Source organism: Streptomyces poriticola (genome assembly GCF_036689765.1).
In the GTDB taxonomy this organism is placed as follows: Bacteria; Actinomycetota; Actinomycetes; order Streptomycetales; family Streptomycetaceae; genus Streptomyces; species Streptomyces poriticola.
Window position 1 is genome coordinate 39,206 of sequence record NZ_JBAGKH010000036.1, and the last position, 17,189, is coordinate 56,394.

Here is a 17,189-nt window from a genome sequence, read left to right on the forward strand (position 1 = left end):
GGCACCCCACCGGTGCGGACGGGTGATTGCCGGGCGACTCGCCCGGCACCCGCTCGCCCGCGGCCGCGGCGACGGCTCACCCTGTGGCGCATGGCGACATGTGAAGTCTGCGGCAACAACTACGGCATGACCTTCGAGGTGCACGCGCAGGGTGCGGTGCATGTCTTCGACTGCTTCTCCTGTGCGATCCACCGCATGGCCCCCATCTGCGAGCACTGCCGGGTCCAGATCATCGGCCAGGGCGTGGAGGTCGAGGGCCACTGGTACTGCGGCGCCCACTGCGCCCGCGCCGAGGGAAAGGCGGGGATCGTCGACCGCGTCTGACCCGCACCCCCGTGCGAACACCCTGCGCGCGAGTTGTACCGTCGTGGGGTGTACCGCTTCCTGTTGTCCCGGCAGTGGGTGATCCTCACGCTGGTCGCTCTCCTCCTCATCCCCACGATGATCAGGCTGGGCATCTGGCAGATGGACCGCTACGGGCAGCGCACCGCCCGGAACGACCTGGTCGCCGCCGCCCTGAACGCCGATCCGGTGCCCGTGGAGCGGCTGACCTCGCCCGGTCACACCGTCACCCGCGACGAGCGGTACCGCAGCGTGACCGCGACCGGCCGCTTCGACACCGCCGACGAGGTGGTCGTCCGGCTCCGCACCAACTCCGACGACAAGGTCGGATACCACGTGCTGACCCCCTTCGTCCTCGACGACGGCAGGGTCCTGCTGGTCAACCGGGGCTGGATCCCCGCGGACGGCCCCAGCCAGACCGCGTTCCCCGAGATCCCCGCCCCGCCGGGCGGGAAGATCACCGTCACCGGCCGGATGATGCCCGACGAGACGACCGGGTCGAGCGGCATCAAGGACCGCGAGGGCCTGCCGGAGCGGCAGATCATGCTGATCAACAGCGAGCAGCAGGCGGAGCGCCTGGGCGCCCCGGTGCTCGGCGGCTACCTCGTGCTGACGGCACCTGAGCCGGAGGCCGCCACCCCGGAGCCGATCGGCAGGCCGGGCGACGAGAACGCGGCGCTGAACTACGCGTACGCCATCCAGTGGTGGCTGTTCGCCGCGGCCGTCCCGGTCGGCTGGTTCTTCCTGGCCCGCCGCGAGGCCCGGGACCGGGCGGAGCGGGCCGGGACCGGGACGGGGACGGGCGACGACACCACGGACGGCACCGGGGACGCGGCAGGGGGCCGGAGCACGGAGGCGGAAGCGGGCACGGTGCGGACGGGGTAACCGGCCGCCCGGCGCGATTGCTCCGTCCCCCGCCGGGAAAACGGATCCCGTGCACCCCCGTACCCAGGACCCCCGCACCCAGGACACCCGGCCCCAGGACACCCGGCCCCAGGACCCCCGTATCGAGGACTACGCGCTCGTCGGGGACGAGCAGACCGCGGCCCTGATCGGCATGGACGGCTCGGTGGACTGGCTGTGTCTGCCCAGGTTCGACTCGGCCGCCTGCTTCGCCAGACTGCTGGGCGACGAGGGCAACGGCCACTGGCGCATCGCCCCCAGGGGCGCCGGTCGCTGCACCCGGCGCGCCTACCGCCGCGACACGCTGGTCCTGGACACCGAGTGGGAGACCGGTGACGGCGCGGTGCGGGTCACCGACTTCATGCCGCAGCGCGACCGCGCCCCGGACCTGGTCCGCATCGTGGAGGGGCTGCGCGGCGAGGTGACCGTGCACAGCGTGCTCAAGCTGCGCTTCGACTACGGCGCGATCGTCCCGTGGGTGCACCAGGCCGACGGTCTGCGGGTCGCGGTCGCCGGACCGGACTCGGCGTGGCTGCGCAGCGAGCCCCTGGTACCCACCTGGGGCGAGGACTTCGGGACGCACGCCGAGTTCACCGTGGGCGCCGGCGAGAGGGTCGCGTTCGTCCTGACCTGGCACCCCTCGCACGAACCGACGCCGCCGCCGATCGACCCGTACGAGGCACTGGACCACAGCGTCGCCGACTGGCGTGCCTGGGTCGGCCACTGCCGCTACGACGGTCCGTACCGGGACGCGGTCGTCCGCTCGCTGATCACGCTGAAGGCCCTCACCTACCGGCCGACCGGCGGCATCGTGGCCGCCGCCACCACCTCGCTGCCCGAGGAACCGGGCGGGGTGCGCAACTGGGACTACCGCTACTGCTGGCTCCGCGACTCCACCCTCACCCTGGCCGCCCTGCTGGCCGCCGGATACCTGGACGAGGCCGAGGCCTGGCGCGACTGGCTGCTGCGCGCGGTCGCGGGCAGCCCGGCCGACCTGCAGATCATGTACGGGGTGGCGGGCGAGCGCCGACTGCCGGAGTACGAGCTGCCCTGGCTGGCCGGGTTCGGCGGATCCCGTCCCGTACGGATCGGCAACGATGCCGTCGACCAGGTCCAGCTGGACGTGTACGGCGAGGTCATGGACACCATCTCGCTGGCCCGGAGGGCGGGGATGCCGCCCCGGCCGCAGATGTGGGAGCTGCAGCGCGCCCTGCTGGAGTTCCTGCGCACGGCGTGGCGGGAGCCGGACGAGGGTCTGTGGGAGGTGCGCGGCGGGCGCCGCCACTTCGTGCACTCGAAGGTGATGGTGTGGGTGGCCGCCGACCGGGCCGTGCGCACCCTGGAGGATCACCCGGAGCTCGGCGGTGATCTTCAGGGCTGGCGCGCGCTGCGCGACGAGGTGCACCGCGAGGTGTGCGAGAAGGGCTACGACCCTCGGCGCAACACCTTCACGCAGTACTACGGCTCGCGCGAGCTGGACGCCGCGCTGCTGTTCATCCCCAGGGTCGGCTTCCTGCCCCCGGACGATCCACGCGTCCTGGGCACCATCGACGCGATCGCCCGGGAGCTGACCAGCGACGGCCTCGTGCACCGCTACAGCACGCGGGACGGCGTCGACGGGCTGCCGGGCGACGAGGGCACGTTCGTGGTGTGCTCGTTCTGGCTCGCGGACGCGCTGCACATGGCGGGCCGGACCAAGGAGGCCCGCCGGCTGTTCGAGCGTCTGGTGGGACTCGCCAACGACGTGGGTCTGCTGTCCGAGGAGTACGACCCGGTGGCGGGCCGCCAGCTCGGCAACGTCCCGCAGGCGTTCAGCCATATCGGCCTGGTGCACACCGCCCTCGCTCTGTTCGGGGAGGAGGGGGCAGGATAGGCCCATGGATCTTGGACTGAAGGACCGCGTGTACGTCGTCACCGGGGCCACCCGTGGCCTGGGCAACGCCGCCGCACGCGAGCTGGTGGCCGACGGGGCGAAGGTGGTCGTGACCGGCCGGGACGAGAAGAGCGCCGTGGACACGGCCTCCGCGCTCGGCCCGGAGGCGGTCGGGGTGAGCGCCGACAACGCCGACCCGCGGGCCGCCGAACGGCTGGTCACCACCGCCCGCGAGCGGTTCGGCCGGCTCGACGGCATGCTGATCAGCGTGGGCGGGCCGCCACCCGGCTTCGTCGCCGACAACACCGACGACCAGTGGCAGACGGCGTTCGAGTCCGTGTTCCTCGGTGCGGTGCGGCTGGCCCGGACGGCGGCCGCCGAGCTGGCGGAGGGCGGCGTCATCGGCTTTGTGCTGTCCGGATCGGTGCACGAGCCGATCCCGGGACTGACCATCTCCAACGGGCTGCGCCCCGGGCTGGCCGGTTTCGCCAAGTCCCTCGCCGACGAGCTGGGCCCGCGCGGCATCCGGGTGGTCGGCCTGCTGCCGGGCCGCATCGACACCGACCGGGTGCGCGAGCTGGACGGCCGGTCGGCCGACCCGGAGGCGACCCGCGCGGAGGCCGAGGCCCGCATCCCGCTGCGCCGCTACGGCACCCCGGACGAGTTCGGCCGCGCGGCCGCGTTCCTGCTGTCCCCGGCCGCGTCGTATCTGACGGGCGTCATGGTGCCGGTGGACGGAGGGGGACGGCGCGGGTTCTAGCCCACCAGGTCGCGCCGGCGGGTCAGCCGACCCGTTCCGCCCGGTGCTTGACGCCGCTGAGGCGGACCTCCGCCGGCAGGGCCTCGAGGCCGGTGGCGGCGCGGGCGTGGCCGAGGGCCCGGGTGTCGAGGTCGTCCAGGGCGGCCCCCGGGTCGATGTGCGGTTCGAGCCGGAGCCGTACCCGGGCCCGCGGGGCCTGCCGCCGTCCGACGAGCAGGACCTGGGCCCGGTCCACGCCGTCGAGCCGGGCCGCCTGCTCGGCGAGGACCGCCTCCAGGGCCCGTCCCCGCACCGCCGCGCCCTCGCCGTCGCCGGTGTCGACCAGCACCTCGGCGAGCCGGCGGCGGCGCAGCACGGCGGCCAGCCACCACAGGGCGAGCACCAGCAGAACGGCGAGGACGGCGATCACGACCGGCCACCACCAGCCGGAGTCCCGCCACCGGGTCCGCTCGGCGTCGCTGAGCAGGACGTCGTCGCGCCCGTCGTGGATCCACCAGGAGGGCGCCGGCGCGCCGAGGCCGACGGCCAGCACCGAGCCGCCGACGACGAACAGCACCAGGCCCACGAGCCCGAGCAGCACACGGTTGACGGTGCCGAGCACCGCGATCACCCCTTCCGTCCCGGCCGGGCCACCCGTACGGCGAGTGCGGGCGGGCGGGCCAGCCCGAGGCCCGCCACCGCGTCGGCCAGCGCGGTGTCCAGGTCGGTGCGTACCTCGTCCAGCTCGCGGAAGTGCGACACGGCACGGACATCGGCCCGTCTGCGGCGCAGCCGCACCCGCACCGACTGCACCCCGGCGACCTCCATGGCGCGGTCGCGCAGCACCGTGGCGGCGGCGTCGCGGTGCAGCCCGGCCCGTACGTCCTCACGGGTGCGCCGCATGGGCAGCAGCCGGCGCAGACCGGGGGTGAGGGCCAGCAGCAGCAGCCAGAGGCCCAGGACGGTGGCGACGCACGCTCCGACCAGGACCCAGGTGTCGTCGAGGGGGCGTGCGGCGAGCTGGTCGGCGAGCTCCCGGCGCCAGGCGAGCGCGGACCGGCCTGCACGCACCGCGGCGACGTCGTACAGGAAGGCTCCCGCGACGGCCACGAGCAGCAGGGCGACCACGCCCGCGGGAATCCGGCGGGGCGACCAGAAGCGGCCGGCCCGGCCGTTCTCGCGCGCGCCCCCGCCGGGTACCGGCGGGGGCGCGCCCCGGGTACCGGTGGTGTCGTTCTCCAGCACCGGCAGCCGCCGGGTGTCGCCGGCCTCCTGGGGTCCGCTCATCCGGTCCTCCCCGGTACGGCGGCGGCACCGTGCTCCGCGGTCAGATGCAGCCGCTCCACCTGGACGCCGACCTCCGGCACCGTCATGCCCGTCAGCGCACCGACCCGCTGGACGACCCGGTGGCGTACCCGGCCGCAGCGGGCGCCGATGTCGCAGGGGTAGTCGAGTTCGAGGTGGACGCGGATGCGGGCGGCGTCGTGGCGCACGATCACGGTCGCGTGCGGGCGGGCGGCGTCCGGCGGCAGCCGACCCACCGCCTCGCGCGCCGCCTGTGCCGCCACCTTGGCCACGACCCGGTCGGCGATCCGCGTCGCGCCGCGCTCGCCCGGCGGGACGACGCTCAGGGGTGCGCGGGGCTCATCGCCCGCACCGCTCACCCCGGTCACCGCCGACGGCTGTCACGGCTGCGGAAGAAGTCACCGAGCTCCAGGTCCCCCTCCAGGAACCGGCCGACGACGAAACCGACCGCTCCCAGGGCTGCCACCAGCAGGAAGGCGCCGAATCCGCCGAAGTAGCCGGCGAAGCCCAGGGCCATTCCGGCGATCAGGCCGACCACGGCCATGTTCATGCTGCGCACTCCTTGTTCCGCGTTCCGCTTGTTCCGCGCCGACGGGGTCACTTGATCCTGGGCTCCGGCTCCTCCTCGTCCTCCTCGTCGGGCAGCTTCACGTCGCTCACCGCGATGTTGACCTCGACGACCTCCAGGCCGGTCATCCGCTCCACCGCCGCGACCACGTTCTCCCGCACATCGCGGGCGACATCGGAGATCGACACGCCGTAGTCGACGACGATCTCCAGGTCGAGGGCGGTCTGCTTCTCGCCGACCTCGGCCTTCACCCCGCGTGTCACCGACCTGGCCCCGCCGGGGACCCGGTCCCGCACGGCCCCGAAGGTGCGGGAGAGCCCGCTGCCCATCGCGTGCACGCCGACGACGTCGCGAGCCGCCATTCCGGTGATCTTCTCCACCACGCCGTCGGCGATGGTGGTCCGTCCCCGGGTGCCGGGGTCCTGGCCGCCGCGCCGTCCGGTGTGTCCCTTGGCCAGTCCGGCGCCCTCCGTGGTGTCCTGCCCGGACCGGGTGCGCTCCGTCGCCTCGCTCATCGCCGTACGTCCCTTTCGGTCGTCGTCCTGCGACCACCGTAAGGGCGGATACGCCCTCGCGCGCCGGGGATGCGGCAGGCTGGAGCAATGACGACGGCTGACCGGTGGACACAAGGGGTGCGGGAACAGCTGAGGCTCGGCAGGTTGCTGCCGTTGGGCGGCCCGGGGGACGGCGCGTGGATCGCGGAACGGGCGGCGCGGGAGGTGCTGCTGGCCGCGGTGGTGGGGGTGGCGGGCGCACGGGTGGACGGTCTGCGCATCGGGCCCGCGGATCCGCGGGAGGCGCACGACCCCGTCGTACCGCCGCCGCCGAGCGCCCTGCCACCCTGTGCACTCCGGGTCTCGGCCGAGCTCGCCGCGACGGTGTCCGCGCCGCTGCCGGAGACCGCGGCCCGGCTGCGCGCGACGCTGGCCGAGGCCGCGGATCAGCGGCTCGGCCTGGCGGTGTCGGACGTGGATCTCCGGGTGACGGCGCTGCTCGACACGGATGCCGGGCCGGCGCCGGTACGGCATCCGGAGGCCAGGACGGCCCCGGAGCACGGCGACGGCGACGAGGGCCGGGCGGCCGACGCCGCGCTCGCCGTGCCGGGTGTGACCCGGCTGACGGGCACACTGGGCCGGCCGGTCACCCTCGCGGAGCGGTCCCACGGCGCCTCCCTGCCGCACCGGCACGCCCGCTTGGAGTGCGCGGTGAGCGCGGACCGGCGGGCGGTGGAGGTGGCCCGCAGGATCCGCACGGCGGTACGGGACGCGCTGCCGGACCACCCGTCGGTCGCGGTTCTGGTGACCGCCGTCGACTGGCGGTGAGGATCGACCATGGCATCGCCCGGAGGTCTGGCTCTTCGACCGACCGGCGCATCGAGGTGGACCGGCCGGACCGCAAGGCGAGGCGGGGCAACGGCAAGTCCGACCGCATCGACGCCTACGGGGCCGCGACCGCGGTCCTGTCCGGCCGGGCCGGGACCGGAGACCGCCGGCCGGCTGCTGACCGGCGCGGGCGACAACCCCGACCGGCTCCGCTCGGAAGCGTCCTTCGCCCACCTCTGCGGGGCCGCCCCGGTCCCGGCCTCCTCCGGCCGCACCAACCGCCACCGCCTCAACCGCGGCGGCGACCGCGCGGCCGACAACGCCCTGCACACCATCGTGCCGGTCCGCATGAAGAGGAGCTTCCCCGCCGACCGGATACCGGCACGCACGGCGCACGGCGCACGGCGCACGGCGCACAGCGCCCACGGGGCTCCGGCTGACGGCGGCCCCGGCACGATGCGAGCCCGGCCCGCCGGGGTCGGGCTACCCGCCGGGGTCGGGCTACTCGCCGAGCCCGGCCAGGTCGCGCAGCCGACGGGCCTGGGCGGCGCGCTCGGCAGCGCGCTGGGACTCGTAGTCGCGGTCCAGCGCCCCCTGGAGCAGCGCCTTGGTCTCGATCACGGCGTCACGAGGCGCGGCGAGGATCGCCGCCGTCAGGTCCCGCACCGCGCCGTCGAGCTGGTCGGCGGGCACGGCGAGACTGGCCAGGCCCGTGCTGACGGCCTCCTCGGCCTGGACGAACCGCCCGGTCACGCAGATCTCCAGCGCGCGGGCGTACCCGACCAGCCCGACCAGCGGATGGGTGCCGGTCAGGTCGGGGACGAGTCCGAGGCTGGTCTCGCGCATGGCGAACTGCGCGTCGTCGGCGACGACCCGCAGATCACAGGCGAGGGCGAGCTGGAAGCCCGCTCCGATCGCGTGCCCCTGGACGGCGGCGACGGAGACGATGTCGCTGCGCCGCCACCAGGTGAACGCCTCCTGGTACTCGGCGATGGTCGCGTCGAGCTCGGCGTCGCTGCCGCGCGCCAGGTCGAGGAACGACGGCTCGTCTTCGAAACCCTCGGGCGCGAACGCCTGCCGGTCGAGTCCGGCCGAGAACGACTTGCCCTCGGCACGCAGCACGACCGCGCGGACGGAGCCCGGCAGCGCCTTACCCGCCTCGGCCAGCGCCCGCCACAGAGCGGGGCTCTGCGCGTTGCGCCTGGCCGGGTTGGTGAGCGTCACCGTGGCGATCGCCTCGTCGACGGTGAGTCGTACGCCGTCCTTGTCGAGAACCGGGTCGAGCGTGGCCATGGGGTGCCTCCGATGGGTGCGGTCAGCATGTGCGCCGTACCGGACGCATTGCCGTACGGAACACTCCTAAGTGACTGCACAGTAACCACCCGGCCGGTCGGACGGCCGACCGGGTGGTCACCACCGAAGACGATGACCAGCCCGGGCTCAGGCCGAGGTGGCCTTCTTGCCCCGGGTCGCTCCGCCGCGACCGCGGAGCACCACACCCGACTCGCTCAGCATTCGGTGGACGAAGCCATACGAGCGGCCGGTCTCCTCGGCCAACGCCCGGATGCTCGCACCGCCGTCGTACTTCTTCTTCAGGTCTGCCGCGAGCTTTTCGCGCGCGGCGCCGGTCACCCGGCTGCCCTTCTTCAGAGTCTCGGCCACCCGTGCCTCCTCATGGGAAGTGCGCTCTGGTCCTCTCATGATCACCCCTCCCGGGCCGGATGGCCACCCATTCGGCAAGGTCGGTGAGACAAGGTTGTGACGACAGGAGCCGGTCCGCACATGCGGAATCCCTGATTCCAATATGTCGAGGCGGTTCCGCCGAACGGGTCGGCCGGCGAAGTTCCAGGTCAGAAAGGTGTCGCGGCCGGCCCCAGAGGCAAGGGGGCCCGGCCGCGACATCGATGTAGGACACACCTCGGTACGAGGAGATCTCACGCAGATGGTGGATCACTGATCGGCCGAATGATCCATACCCAGTGGATCATCCATTCGATCAAGCGAGGGCGACGAGGTCCGCGTAGTCGGCGCCCCACAGGTCCTCCACGCCGTCCGGGAGCAGGATGATCCGCTCCGGCTGGAGCGCGTCGACGGCGCCCTCGTCGTGGGTGACCAGGACGACCGCACCCTTGTAGGTGCGCAGCGCGCCGAGGATCTCCTCACGGCTGGCCGGGTCGAGGTTGTTGGTCGGCTCGTCCAGCAGCAGGACGTTGGCCGAGGAGACCACCAGGGTGGCCAGGGCGAGCCGGGTCTTCTCACCACCGGAGAGGACCCCGGCGGGCTTGTCGACGTCGTCGCCGGAGAACAGGAACGAGCCCAGCACCTTGCGGACCTCCACCAGGTCCATGTCGGGCGCGGCGGAGCGCATGTTCTCCAGCACAGTCCGCTCGGGGTCGAGGGTCTCGTGCTCCTGGGCGTAGTAGCCCAGCTTGAGGCCGTGGCCGGGGACCACGCCGCCGGTGTCGGGCTGCTCGACGCCGGCGAGCAGGCGCAGCAGGGTGGTCTTGCCCGCGCCGTTGAGACCGAGGATGACGACCCGGGAGCCCTTGTCGATGGCCAGGTCGACGTCGGTGAAGATCTCCAGGGAGCCGTACGACTTCGACAGTCCCTCGGCCGTCAGCGGGGTCTTGCCGCAGGGCGCCGGCTCGGGGAAGCGGAGCTTGGCCACCTTGTCCTGCTGCCGCACCTCCTCCAGGCCGGACAGCAGCTTCTCCGCGCGGCGGGCCATGTTCTGCGCGGCGACCGTCTTGGTGGCCTTGGCGCGCATCTTGTCCGCCTGGGAGTTGAGGGCCGCGGCCTTCTTCTCGGCGTTGGCCCGCTCGCGCTTGCGGCGCTTCTCGTCGGCCTCCCGCTGCTGCTGGTAGAGCTTCCAGCCCATGTTGTAGATGTCGATCTGGGCCCGGTTGGCGTCCAGGTAGAACACCTTGTTGACGACCGTCTCGACCAGATCGACGTCGTGCGAGATCACCACGAAGCCGCCGCGGTAGGTCTTGAGGTAGTCGCGCAGCCAGATGATCGAGTCGGCGTCGAGATGGTTCGTCGGCTCGTCCAGCAGCAGCGTGTCCGCGTCGGAGAACAGGATGCGGGCCAGCTCGATACGGCGTCGCTGACCGCCGGAGAGCGTGTGCAGGGGCTGGCTGAGCACCCGGTCGGGCAGGTTGAGCGCGGCGGCGATGGTGGCGGCCTCGGCCTCGGCGGCGTACCCGCCCTTGGTGAGGAACTCCGTCTCCTGGCGCTCGTACTGCTTGAGCGCCTTCTCCCGGGTGGCGCCCTTGCCGGTGGCGATGCGCTGTTCGTTCTCGCGCATCTTGCGGATCAGCACGTCGAGGCCGCGCGCGGAGAGCACGCGGTCGCGGGCGAGTACCTCGAGGTCGCCGGTGCGGGGGTCCTGCGGGAGGTAGCCGACCTCTCCGGAGCGGGTGATGGTGCCGCCGGCGGGGATGCCCTGGCCGGCGAGGCACTTGGTGAGAGTGGTCTTCCCCGCGCCGTTGCGGCCGACCAGGCCGATGCGGTCGCCCTTGGCGATACGGAAGGTGGCGCTCTCGATGAGGACGCGGGCACCGGCGCGCAGCTCGATGCCGGAAGCGGAGATCACGGACAGACTCCAGGGCGGGTGGGGTGGCGGGATGGGCGGCTGAGGTCGTACCCGCCGTCTAGTGCGCGAGGAGAATGGCCATGGGGCCAGTCTAACGGTGCTGTGCAAGCCCTTTTCCGGGTGCGGTCTCGCGGGCCGATGTCAGTGGCGGGTGCAAGACTGGCGGCAAGCGCGGAATCCAGGACGTTCCGCCTCACCAGGGAGTGACCGGATCACGAGGGAGTGATCGGCATGGCCGGCACGGACGGTGCGCGTCCGAGCACGTGTCCGACGCTGCTGTACACGGACGCCAAGGCGGCGATCCGCCAGCTCAGGGAGGCCTTCGGCTTCACCGAGCTGGCGGTGTACGAGAGCGAGGACGGCAAGGTGGCCCACGCCGAGCTCGCGCTGGGCAACGGCGCGGTGATGCTCGGCTCCAAGGGCACCGGCAGCCGCTTCGACGAGCTGATGAAGGGAGCCGGCCCGACCGGGGTGTACGTCGTGCTGGACGACGTCGACGCCCACCACCGGCGGGCCGTGGAGCACGGCGTGGAGATCCTGATGCCCCCGACGGACCAGGACTACGGCTCACGGGACTACATGGCCCGCGATCTCGAGGGCAATATCTGGAGCTTCGGCACATACTCCCCGGCGATAGGCGGCTGAGCCGCCGACGGCCGCCGGGAGGTACCCGGAGCACCCCCGAGTGCCTCAGCTGCCTCCCGTGTGCACCTGGAACGCGGCCCGGCGCACGGCTCTGGCCAGCGCGGGGTCGGGGTGCGCGGCGGCGAGCGCCACCAGGACCTGCACGGTGCGCGGGTGCCCGACGGCCCGCACCTCCTCCAGCAGCGCCGGGACGGTGGGCTGCACGGCGGACTCCAGATGGCGGACGAGCAGCGGGGCCTCGCCGTGGTCGGCGACAGCGGCGGCGGTGTCCACCCACAGCCAGGTGGCCTCATGGCGGGTGAGCGCCTCGTGGGCGTCCTCCGGGTCGGTGCCCTCGTGCTCGGCCAGCCACAGCAGGGCGTACGGCCGGAGGGTCGGCTCGTCGAGCACGGCCCGGACATCCGGCTCGGCGGGGGCTCCGACGACGCGCAGCGCCTCGAAGGCCAGTCCGCGCAGCAGGGCGTCCGCACCGCGGGCGGCGGTGAGCAGTTCGGTAACGGCGCTGCCGACGGGGCGGGCGGCGAGCCAGGCGCGGTACTCGGCGCGGGCGGCGTTGGGGCGGAGCTGGGCACAGCCGCGGAGCATGTCCTCGGCGGACCGCTCGATGTTCCCGGCGGGGCTCTGCGCGGCGACGCAGATCTGCTCGAGCTTGACCCAGACCGCCCAGCTGCCCAGCGGGGTGAGCGTGGCCTGGCCGTCGGCGCAGGTGAGGGCACCGACTCCGGCCAGGGCGTGCAGGGCCCAGTCGAGCAGCGGCGCGAGGGAAGCGTCGTCGCACGGCTGCTGCGGGGCGGGCTCGGGGCGGGGGCCGTAGGGGACCTCACAGCGCTCGGTGCGCAGCTCGGTGACCCGCTGCTGCAGCAGATCCAGGAGCTGGGCCACGGGGACGGGCCCGGCGGAGAGCTGAAGGAAGGAGAGCACCTGCGGCATCGCCGTGACGACCTCGGCCACGGCGGCGGGCTCATGGCCGGCCGGCTCGGGGTGGGCGAGGGACCAGGCGTCGAAGAGGGCGACCCAGCCGCGCAGCACTGCGCTGTCGTCCCGGTCCCAGGCGCGCAGCCGCCAGCCGGGGCGCGCGCGGTCGCCGTGCACCTCGACCAGTCCGGCGAGGCGGGCGGTGTCCCAGTCGGTCCGGATCTGAGCGGTGGTCAGGCCCAGTTCCCGCCCGGCGCGTTCGGCGGTCGCGTCGGAGAGGGTGGCCTTTCCGTCGGCGGTCCCGAAGTCACTGCCCGGGCCGAGGGCGGCATCGGCCCAGCGGGCGACGCGAACGGCGTCGGCCAGACCGGAGCGCGCCATTCCGGCCAGCTGCGGGCGGGCCGGCGTGCCCTCCGGAGGGCGCGGGGCGGGGCGGCGTGGGCGCCGCTGGTTCATCGCTCTGGGGGCGGCGGCCAGGGGTCGCGGGCGGACGAGTCGAAGCCTGGAGTCGCGCGGGATACGGGACGTCACAGGGGCAGTCTTCCGGTTGACGGTCCGAAAACCCAAACGGAATGTCACGAGGGGCGACGGGGACGGCCGGCGCGGGGGCCGCGAGGGCCCTCGCCGGGCGGGAACAGGCCAAGTCCGCGGCGCCGGACGGAAAGGACGAAGAGGAGGGAAGGGGCGAAGAGAAGAGCCGGGGCCGGGCTGTGGCCCGGTGCGTCCGGGGATGTCGCCCCGGCAGGGCAGTCCGGGGCGACAGGTTGACGCGGCGGTCGGCTCCGCAGGTTCACATCAGCGGGGTGAGGAAGCGGCGCAGGGCCTCTTCGTAGGGGTCCGGACCCGCGTTCCACATGGCGGCGTGCGGGGCGTGCTGGACGGTGTGGAGGCTGACCAGACGGGGGTGGGCGGCGGCGAACCGGCGGGAGAACTGCCAGGGTGCCACCCGGTCGCCCGGTCCGTGGAAGACGAGGGCCGGGACGGCGAGTCGGCCGTGCCCGGCACCGCCGTCGGCACGGTCGGCGTGCAGGCCCGTGCGGCCCTGGGCGGCGCGGACCGCGAGGGGCAGCAGGGCGCCGGGGGTGCGGCGGGCCGCGGCCAGGGCGCGCAGGGTCGTCTCCCAGCTGAGCACCGGGGAGTCCAGGACGAGCCCGGCGATGGTGTCGCGGACCCCGGAGCGGGCGGCGGCGCGCAGCGCCATGGTGGCGCCGGTGGACCAGCCGAGCAGGACGACCCGGCGGGCGCCGCGGCCGACGGCGTAGCGGAGGGCGGCGTCCAGGTCGAGCCATTCCGTCTCGCCGAAGTGGTGCAGGCCGTCGGGGGGCCGGGGCGCGCCGGGGTCGCCGCGGTAGGCGAGGGCGAGCACGGGGAAGTGGAGGCCGTTCAGCAGCGCCATGAGGTTCATGGCGTGCTCGCGGGTCGTGGCCAGGCCGTGCACGGCGATCACCCAGGTGCCGCGGGCGCCGGGGACGAACCAGGCGGGGAGGTCGCCGAGCTCGCCCGGGATCTCGACGTCGGTGTGGTCCAGGCCGAGGGCGGTGCGGGGGCTGCCGACGTAGAGGTTCGGGGTGAGCCATGCCTTGTCGCCGGCCTGGAGGGTGCCGTGCGTCACGCGTTCGAGGCGGCGGACGACGGTGTCGACGGGGTGCGCGGCGCCGGGCAGCACGCCGCCGACGACCGCGTGGGTGCCGTCGCCGGCAAGGCCGTAGCGTCCGGGGCGCAGGGTGGCCAGGTCCCGGGTGAGGGTGATCCGACCGGCGGCGGTGCCGTGGACGGTGAGCCGGGGTTCGGTGGGCAGGGGGCGGCCGGGCGGCGCCTTGAGCGCGGCGTCGCTGGCGAGTCGGCCGGCGGCGACGCTGGCGGCGGCGCCGGCTGCCAGGGCTGCGGTGACGGCGGCGGCCGTCGCGGTGACAGTGCGCACGGGGTCCAGTGTCCCGGCGGGCGGGGTGGGGGGCCAGTGGGCGGGGCGGGCGGGTGACGAGGCCGTCTCCCGGCGGAGTCGCATCGCCGGGAGACGCCGGTGCCGTGGTCACCCGCGACGCCGCGGCCGTGGGCGGGGCCGGCGGCGGGGTACGCGGCCCCGGCGCCGGCGGGGTACCGCCCGGTACCGCCCGCCCGCGCCCGCCCGCGCCGCCCGGGGCCACCACCATCCGCGACCGGCAGGCAAGCACGGCACTCCACGGCCGGGGACACCCCCGACGCCGGCGACCCACGGCGAGGCCGGCCACGGAGTGCCCAGCCCGGCGCCGGCGGGGTACCGCCCGCCCGTGCCGCCCCGGGGGTACCTCCCAGCAGGCCGCTCGGGCACTGGAAGAGGAACGACTGCCCGCGGCCGGGGCGGGCGTGGCACCTCCCGGCCGGGGAGCGCGCGTGAACGCGGCTCCGGGGAGGGTCAGGCGGGTTGGCCGTAGGTGGTCAGGCGGGCGGTCGTCTCGGTGAGTTGGGCGGGGGTCAGGAGGGAGGGGGTGCGGCCGGGGACGGAGGAGGCGGTCAGCCAGAGACGGCACATCCACTCGAGCTGGGCGGTTCGGTCGTAGGCCTGGTCGAGGGTGGCACCGTGGGTGAGGGTGCCGTGGTTCTGCAGGAGGCAGCCGGAGCGGTCGTCGAGGGCCCGGAGCACGTTCTCGGCCAGTTCGTCCGTGCCGTAGGTGGCGTACGGGGCGACCCGGACGGGCCCGCCGAGCGCCGCGGCCATGTAGTGGATCAGCGGCAGCTCCGCGACGAGGGTGGAGACGGCCGTGGCGTGCACGGCGTGGGTGTGGACGACGGCGCGGGCGCCGGTGCTGCGGTACACCGCGAGATGCATGGGCAGTTCGCTGGTCGGGGCCGCGGTGCCGAGGACCTGCCGCCCGTCGAGGCCGACGCCGGTGACGTCGTCCGGCGTGAGCCGGTCGTAGGGCACGCCCGACGGGGTGACCAGGACGGTGTCCCCGACGCGGACCGAGACATTGCCGGACGTGCCGACCACCAGGCCGTCCGCCACCGTCCGCCGGGCGGTGGCCACGAGTGCCTCCCAGGCGTGGGCCTCGTCCTCGCGCACCTGTCGCGTCCGCGGCTCCGTCACCACCGTGCCTCCTCCCGGGGCGCCCGTGCGCCGCCTCGTGGCGCGAGACTACGACGACGAGGAGGGCACCGGCAGGCGAAGGGTGACCAGGATCTCTTCGGCGGGCCGGCGGCGCGGCCGGAGGGCCTCGCCCAGGGCGCCCGAGCCCGGGATTCCGGCGGAACCCGGCGGGACGGAGCGAACCCCCGCCGGGAGCCCGGACGGTGGCCGTGGCGACAACTCGCCCCCGGACACCGTGAAGCCCCTCTCAGTTCACCTTCCGTTCACCAAGGTTACCTACGTTCGTCCGGCCGATGACCTCGAACGATTGCCTGGGTAAATGGAAAGCTTCTCGCTGATCCTCGCGATTGTGGTGGTAACCGCACTCGCGTTCGATTTCACGAACGGTTTCCACGACACCGCGAATGCGATGGCCACGACCATTTCCACGGGCGCCCTGAGGCCCAAGGTCGCGGTGGCCATGTCCGCCGTCCTGAACCTGGTCGGTGCCTTCCTCTCGGTGGAAGTCGCCAACACCATCTCCAAGGGTCTCGTCGACGAGGCCGGCATCCGCCCCGAGGTCATCTTCGCCGCCCTGGTCGGCGCGATCCTCTGGAACCTGCTGACCTGGCTGGTCGGCCTCCCCTCCAGCTCCTCGCACGCCCTCATGGGCGGTCTGATCGGCGCCACCGTCGCCTCGGCCGGCCTCGGCGCGGTCCACGGCGACGCGCTCGTCACCAAGGTCCTGATCCCGGCGCTCGCCGCCCCGCTGGTGGCGGGCATCGCCGCGATGATCGGCGCCCGGATGACGTACCGGCTGGGCAGGAAGTCCGACGGCACCGAGTCCGCGGCGAAGGGCTACCGCGCCGGGCAGATCGCCTCCGCGGGTCTGGTCTCGCTCGCCCACGGCACCAACGACGCCCAGAAGACGATGGGCATCATCACCCTCGCCCTGGTCGCCGGCGGCACCCTGGCCCCCGACTCCGACCCGCCCATGTGGGTCATCGTCTCCGCGGGCGTCGCCATCGCACTCGGCACCTACCTCGGCGGCTGGCGCATCATCCGCACCATGGGCAAGGGCCTGACCGATCTTCAGCCGCAGCAGGGCTTCGCCGCGCAGACCAGCGCCGCCACGGTCATCCTGGCCTCCTCCCACCTCGGCTTCTCCCTCTCCACCACGCACTCCGTCTCCGGCGCGGTGATGGGCGCGGGCCTGGGCCGCAAGGGCGGCGTGGTCCGCTGGTCCACCGCCACCCGGATGTTCGTCGCCTGGGGCCTGACCCTTCCGGCCGCCGCACTGGTCGCCGCCGTCGCGGAGTGGGTCACCGGTCTCGGTGACTGGGGCACGGGGCTCGTCGCGGTCTTCCTCGTCGTCTCCAGCGCCGCGATCTGGAAGATCTCCCGGCGCGAGGTGGTCGACCACACCAACGTCAACGACGAGGAGCCGGCCGAGGCCGGCGTGGTGACCACCGCGATGGCCGCAGTGACGCCGCCGCCCACCGCCGGGGAGCACGGGGTGACCATCCCGGCCCAGGCCGGCGCCCCGGACGCCAAGACCCCGTCGACCAGCACCGTCTGAGCCCGCAGGAGAGAAGCACATGAAGATCGACTGGGCAGCCCTGGGCTCCGTCTTCGGGGTCAGCCTCGTGGCCACCGTGGCCCTGGTGGGCCTGTTCACCCTCGGCATCTCCGGCCTGGCCCGGCGCGAGCGGGCCGCCGCACAGGGCGGCGGCGCGGCCCTCGCGGTCACCGGCGCCTACGCCTGCTTCGCGGCCTGCGCGGCAGCGGTGGCGTACGGGATCTATCTGATCGTCGCCTGAGCCGGCCGCACACCCGGCCGCCACACGCACCCCCCCCCCCCCCCCCCGGGGGGGGGGGGGGGGGGGGGGGGGGGGGGGGGGGGGGGGGGGGGGGGGGGGGGGGGGGGGGGGGGGGGGGG

Annotated in this window: 19 protein-coding genes and 1 pseudogene; 9 read left to right on the plus strand and 11 right to left on the minus strand. The window is 74.1% G+C overall.

Going from position 1 to position 17,189, the window contains the following annotated elements; translation table 11 throughout:
- The first annotated feature begins 90 nt into the window (after positions 1-90).
- The 4 genes from V5O46_RS28405 to V5O46_RS28420 all read left to right on the plus strand — a co-directional run bounded on the left by V5O46_RS28405 (position 91) and on the right by V5O46_RS28420 (position 3,878).
- Positions 91-324: a hypothetical protein gene (locus tag V5O46_RS28405; RefSeq protein WP_078957636.1), complete on the plus strand. Its 234-nt coding sequence runs from the start codon at positions 91-93 to the stop codon at positions 322-324.
- Between the two features lie 48 nt (positions 325-372).
- Positions 373-1,227, plus strand: a complete 855-nt coding sequence (locus tag V5O46_RS28410; RefSeq protein ID WP_332887578.1) for an SURF1 family cytochrome oxidase biogenesis protein — start codon at positions 373-375, stop codon at positions 1,225-1,227.
- 121 nt (positions 1,228-1,348) lie between these two features.
- Positions 1,349-3,118, plus strand: coding sequence for a glycoside hydrolase family 15 protein (locus tag V5O46_RS28415; RefSeq protein ID WP_332887596.1), 1,770 nt, complete (start codon positions 1,349-1,351; stop codon positions 3,116-3,118).
- Positions 3,119-3,122: 4 nt separating this feature from the next.
- Positions 3,123-3,878, plus strand: a complete 756-nt coding sequence (locus tag V5O46_RS28420; protein ID WP_332887579.1) for an SDR family oxidoreductase — start codon at positions 3,123-3,125, stop codon at positions 3,876-3,878.
- Between the two features lie 22 nt (positions 3,879-3,900).
- Here V5O46_RS28420 and amaP read toward each other — a convergent pair whose 3' ends face one another.
- From amaP to V5O46_RS28445, 5 genes are read right to left on the minus strand one after another with little or no spacing between them, the layout of a single operon-like run.
- Positions 3,901-4,488, minus strand: coding sequence for an alkaline shock response membrane anchor protein AmaP (amaP, locus tag V5O46_RS28425; protein ID WP_332887580.1), 588 nt, complete (start codon positions 4,486-4,488; stop codon positions 3,901-3,903).
- Positions 4,485-5,144, minus strand: a complete 660-nt coding sequence (locus tag V5O46_RS28430; protein ID WP_332887581.1) for a DUF6286 domain-containing protein — start codon at positions 5,142-5,144, stop codon at positions 4,485-4,487. Before V5O46_RS28430 ends, amaP begins: the two co-directional genes overlap by 4 nt.
- A complete protein-coding gene (locus V5O46_RS28435; RefSeq protein WP_332887582.1) occupies positions 5,141-5,530 on the minus strand; it encodes a hypothetical protein in 390 nt (129 codons plus the stop codon). The genes V5O46_RS28430 and V5O46_RS28435 overlap by 4 nt, the downstream gene beginning before the upstream one ends.
- Entirely contained in the window at positions 5,527-5,712 is a 186-nt protein-coding gene (locus V5O46_RS28440; protein WP_332887583.1) for a hypothetical protein, read from the minus strand. The genes V5O46_RS28435 and V5O46_RS28440 overlap by 4 nt, the downstream gene beginning before the upstream one ends.
- Before the next feature lie 47 nt (positions 5,713-5,759).
- Positions 5,760-6,245 carry an Asp23/Gls24 family envelope stress response protein gene (locus V5O46_RS28445; RefSeq protein ID WP_332887584.1) on the minus strand — a complete coding sequence of 162 codons (486 nt, stop codon included), beginning with the start codon at positions 6,243-6,245 and terminating at the stop codon, positions 5,760-5,762.
- An 87-nt stretch (positions 6,246-6,332) separates the two neighbouring features.
- On the opposite strand from V5O46_RS28445, the gene V5O46_RS28450 reads away from it, so the two are divergent.
- Positions 6,333-7,052 carry a nucleopolyhedrovirus P10 family protein gene (locus tag V5O46_RS28450; protein ID WP_332887585.1) on the plus strand — a complete coding sequence of 240 codons (720 nt, stop codon included), beginning with the start codon at positions 6,333-6,335 and terminating at the stop codon, positions 7,050-7,052.
- Positions 7,053-7,205: 153 nt separating this feature from the next.
- A pseudogene (locus V5O46_RS28455) lies at positions 7,206-7,466 on the plus strand (transposase); the annotation flags it as partial.
- A gap of 87 nt (positions 7,467-7,553) precedes the next feature.
- Here V5O46_RS28455 and V5O46_RS28460 read toward each other — a convergent pair.
- The 3 genes from V5O46_RS28460 to V5O46_RS28470 all read right to left on the minus strand — a co-directional run bounded on the left by V5O46_RS28460 (position 7,554) and on the right by V5O46_RS28470 (position 10,647).
- Positions 7,554-8,345 (minus strand): enoyl-CoA hydratase/isomerase family protein, encoded by a 792-nt coding sequence (locus tag V5O46_RS28460; protein WP_332887586.1) that lies wholly within the window; start codon positions 8,343-8,345, stop codon positions 7,554-7,556.
- A gap of 147 nt (positions 8,346-8,492) precedes the next feature.
- Positions 8,493-8,714 carry a helix-turn-helix domain-containing protein gene (locus tag V5O46_RS28465; protein ID WP_332887587.1) on the minus strand — a complete coding sequence of 74 codons (222 nt, stop codon included), beginning with the start codon at positions 8,712-8,714 and terminating at the stop codon, positions 8,493-8,495.
- Positions 8,715-9,048: 334 nt separating this feature from the next.
- Complete coding sequence (locus tag V5O46_RS28470; protein ID WP_332887588.1) at positions 9,049-10,647, minus strand: ABC-F family ATP-binding cassette domain-containing protein; 1,599 nt, start codon at positions 10,645-10,647, stop codon at positions 9,049-9,051.
- A gap of 231 nt (positions 10,648-10,878) precedes the next feature.
- Between V5O46_RS28470 and V5O46_RS28475 the strand changes: the two genes are divergently transcribed.
- Positions 10,879-11,292: a VOC family protein gene (locus V5O46_RS28475; RefSeq protein WP_332887589.1), complete on the plus strand. Its 414-nt coding sequence runs from the start codon at positions 10,879-10,881 to the stop codon at positions 11,290-11,292.
- 45 nt (positions 11,293-11,337) lie between these two features.
- Here V5O46_RS28475 and V5O46_RS28480 read toward each other — a convergent pair whose 3' ends face one another.
- From V5O46_RS28480 to V5O46_RS28490, 3 genes are all read right to left on the minus strand, one after another.
- Entirely contained in the window at positions 11,338-12,738 is a 1,401-nt protein-coding gene (locus V5O46_RS28480) for a hypothetical protein (RefSeq protein WP_332887590.1), read from the minus strand.
- A 259-nt stretch (positions 12,739-12,997) separates the two neighbouring features.
- Positions 12,998-14,128, minus strand: coding sequence for an alpha/beta hydrolase (locus V5O46_RS28485; RefSeq protein ID WP_332887591.1), 1,131 nt, complete (start codon positions 14,126-14,128; stop codon positions 12,998-13,000).
- 471 nt (positions 14,129-14,599) lie between these two features.
- Positions 14,600-15,271 (minus strand): class II aldolase/adducin family protein, encoded by a 672-nt coding sequence (locus V5O46_RS28490; RefSeq protein ID WP_332887592.1) that lies wholly within the window; start codon positions 15,269-15,271, stop codon positions 14,600-14,602.
- Positions 15,272-15,590: 319 nt separating this feature from the next.
- Between V5O46_RS28490 and V5O46_RS28495 the strand changes: the two genes are divergently transcribed.
- Positions 15,591-16,829 (plus strand): inorganic phosphate transporter, encoded by a 1,239-nt coding sequence (locus V5O46_RS28495; protein ID WP_332887593.1) that lies wholly within the window; start codon positions 15,591-15,593, stop codon positions 16,827-16,829.
- A 19-nt stretch (positions 16,830-16,848) separates the two neighbouring features.
- Positions 16,849-17,070 carry a hypothetical protein gene (locus tag V5O46_RS28500; protein WP_332887594.1) on the plus strand — a complete coding sequence of 74 codons (222 nt, stop codon included), beginning with the start codon at positions 16,849-16,851 and terminating at the stop codon, positions 17,068-17,070.
- The last annotated feature ends 119 nt before the right edge of the window (positions 17,071-17,189 follow it).

What these genes read in the sequence shown, in the direction of transcription:
- V5O46_RS28405 (WP_078957636.1), top strand. Translation starts at nt 91, where the DNA reads ATGGCGACATGTGAAGTCTGCGGCAACAACTACGGCATGACCTTCGAG.
- V5O46_RS28420 (WP_332887579.1), top strand. Translation starts at nt 3,123, where the DNA reads ATGGATCTTGGACTGAAGGACCGCGTGTACGTCGTCACCGGGGCCACC.
- V5O46_RS28430 (WP_332887581.1), bottom strand. Translation starts at nt 5,144, where the DNA reads ATGAGCGGACCCCAGGAGGCCGGCGACACCCGGCGGCTGCCGGTGCTG.
- V5O46_RS28440 (WP_332887583.1), bottom strand. Translation starts at nt 5,712, where the DNA reads ATGAACATGGCCGTGGTCGGCCTGATCGCCGGAATGGCCCTGGGCTTC.
- V5O46_RS28445 (WP_332887584.1), bottom strand. Translation starts at nt 6,245, where the DNA reads ATGAGCGAGGCGACGGAGCGCACCCGGTCCGGGCAGGACACCACGGAG.
- V5O46_RS28450 (WP_332887585.1), top strand. Translation starts at nt 6,333, where the DNA reads ATGACGACGGCTGACCGGTGGACACAAGGGGTGCGGGAACAGCTGAGG.
- V5O46_RS28460 (WP_332887586.1), bottom strand. Translation starts at nt 8,345, where the DNA reads ATGGCCACGCTCGACCCGGTTCTCGACAAGGACGGCGTACGACTCACC.
- V5O46_RS28475 (WP_332887589.1), top strand. Translation starts at nt 10,879, where the DNA reads ATGGCCGGCACGGACGGTGCGCGTCCGAGCACGTGTCCGACGCTGCTG.
- V5O46_RS28495 (WP_332887593.1), top strand. Translation starts at nt 15,591, where the DNA reads ATGGAAAGCTTCTCGCTGATCCTCGCGATTGTGGTGGTAACCGCACTC.
- V5O46_RS28500 (WP_332887594.1), top strand. Translation starts at nt 16,849, where the DNA reads ATGAAGATCGACTGGGCAGCCCTGGGCTCCGTCTTCGGGGTCAGCCTC.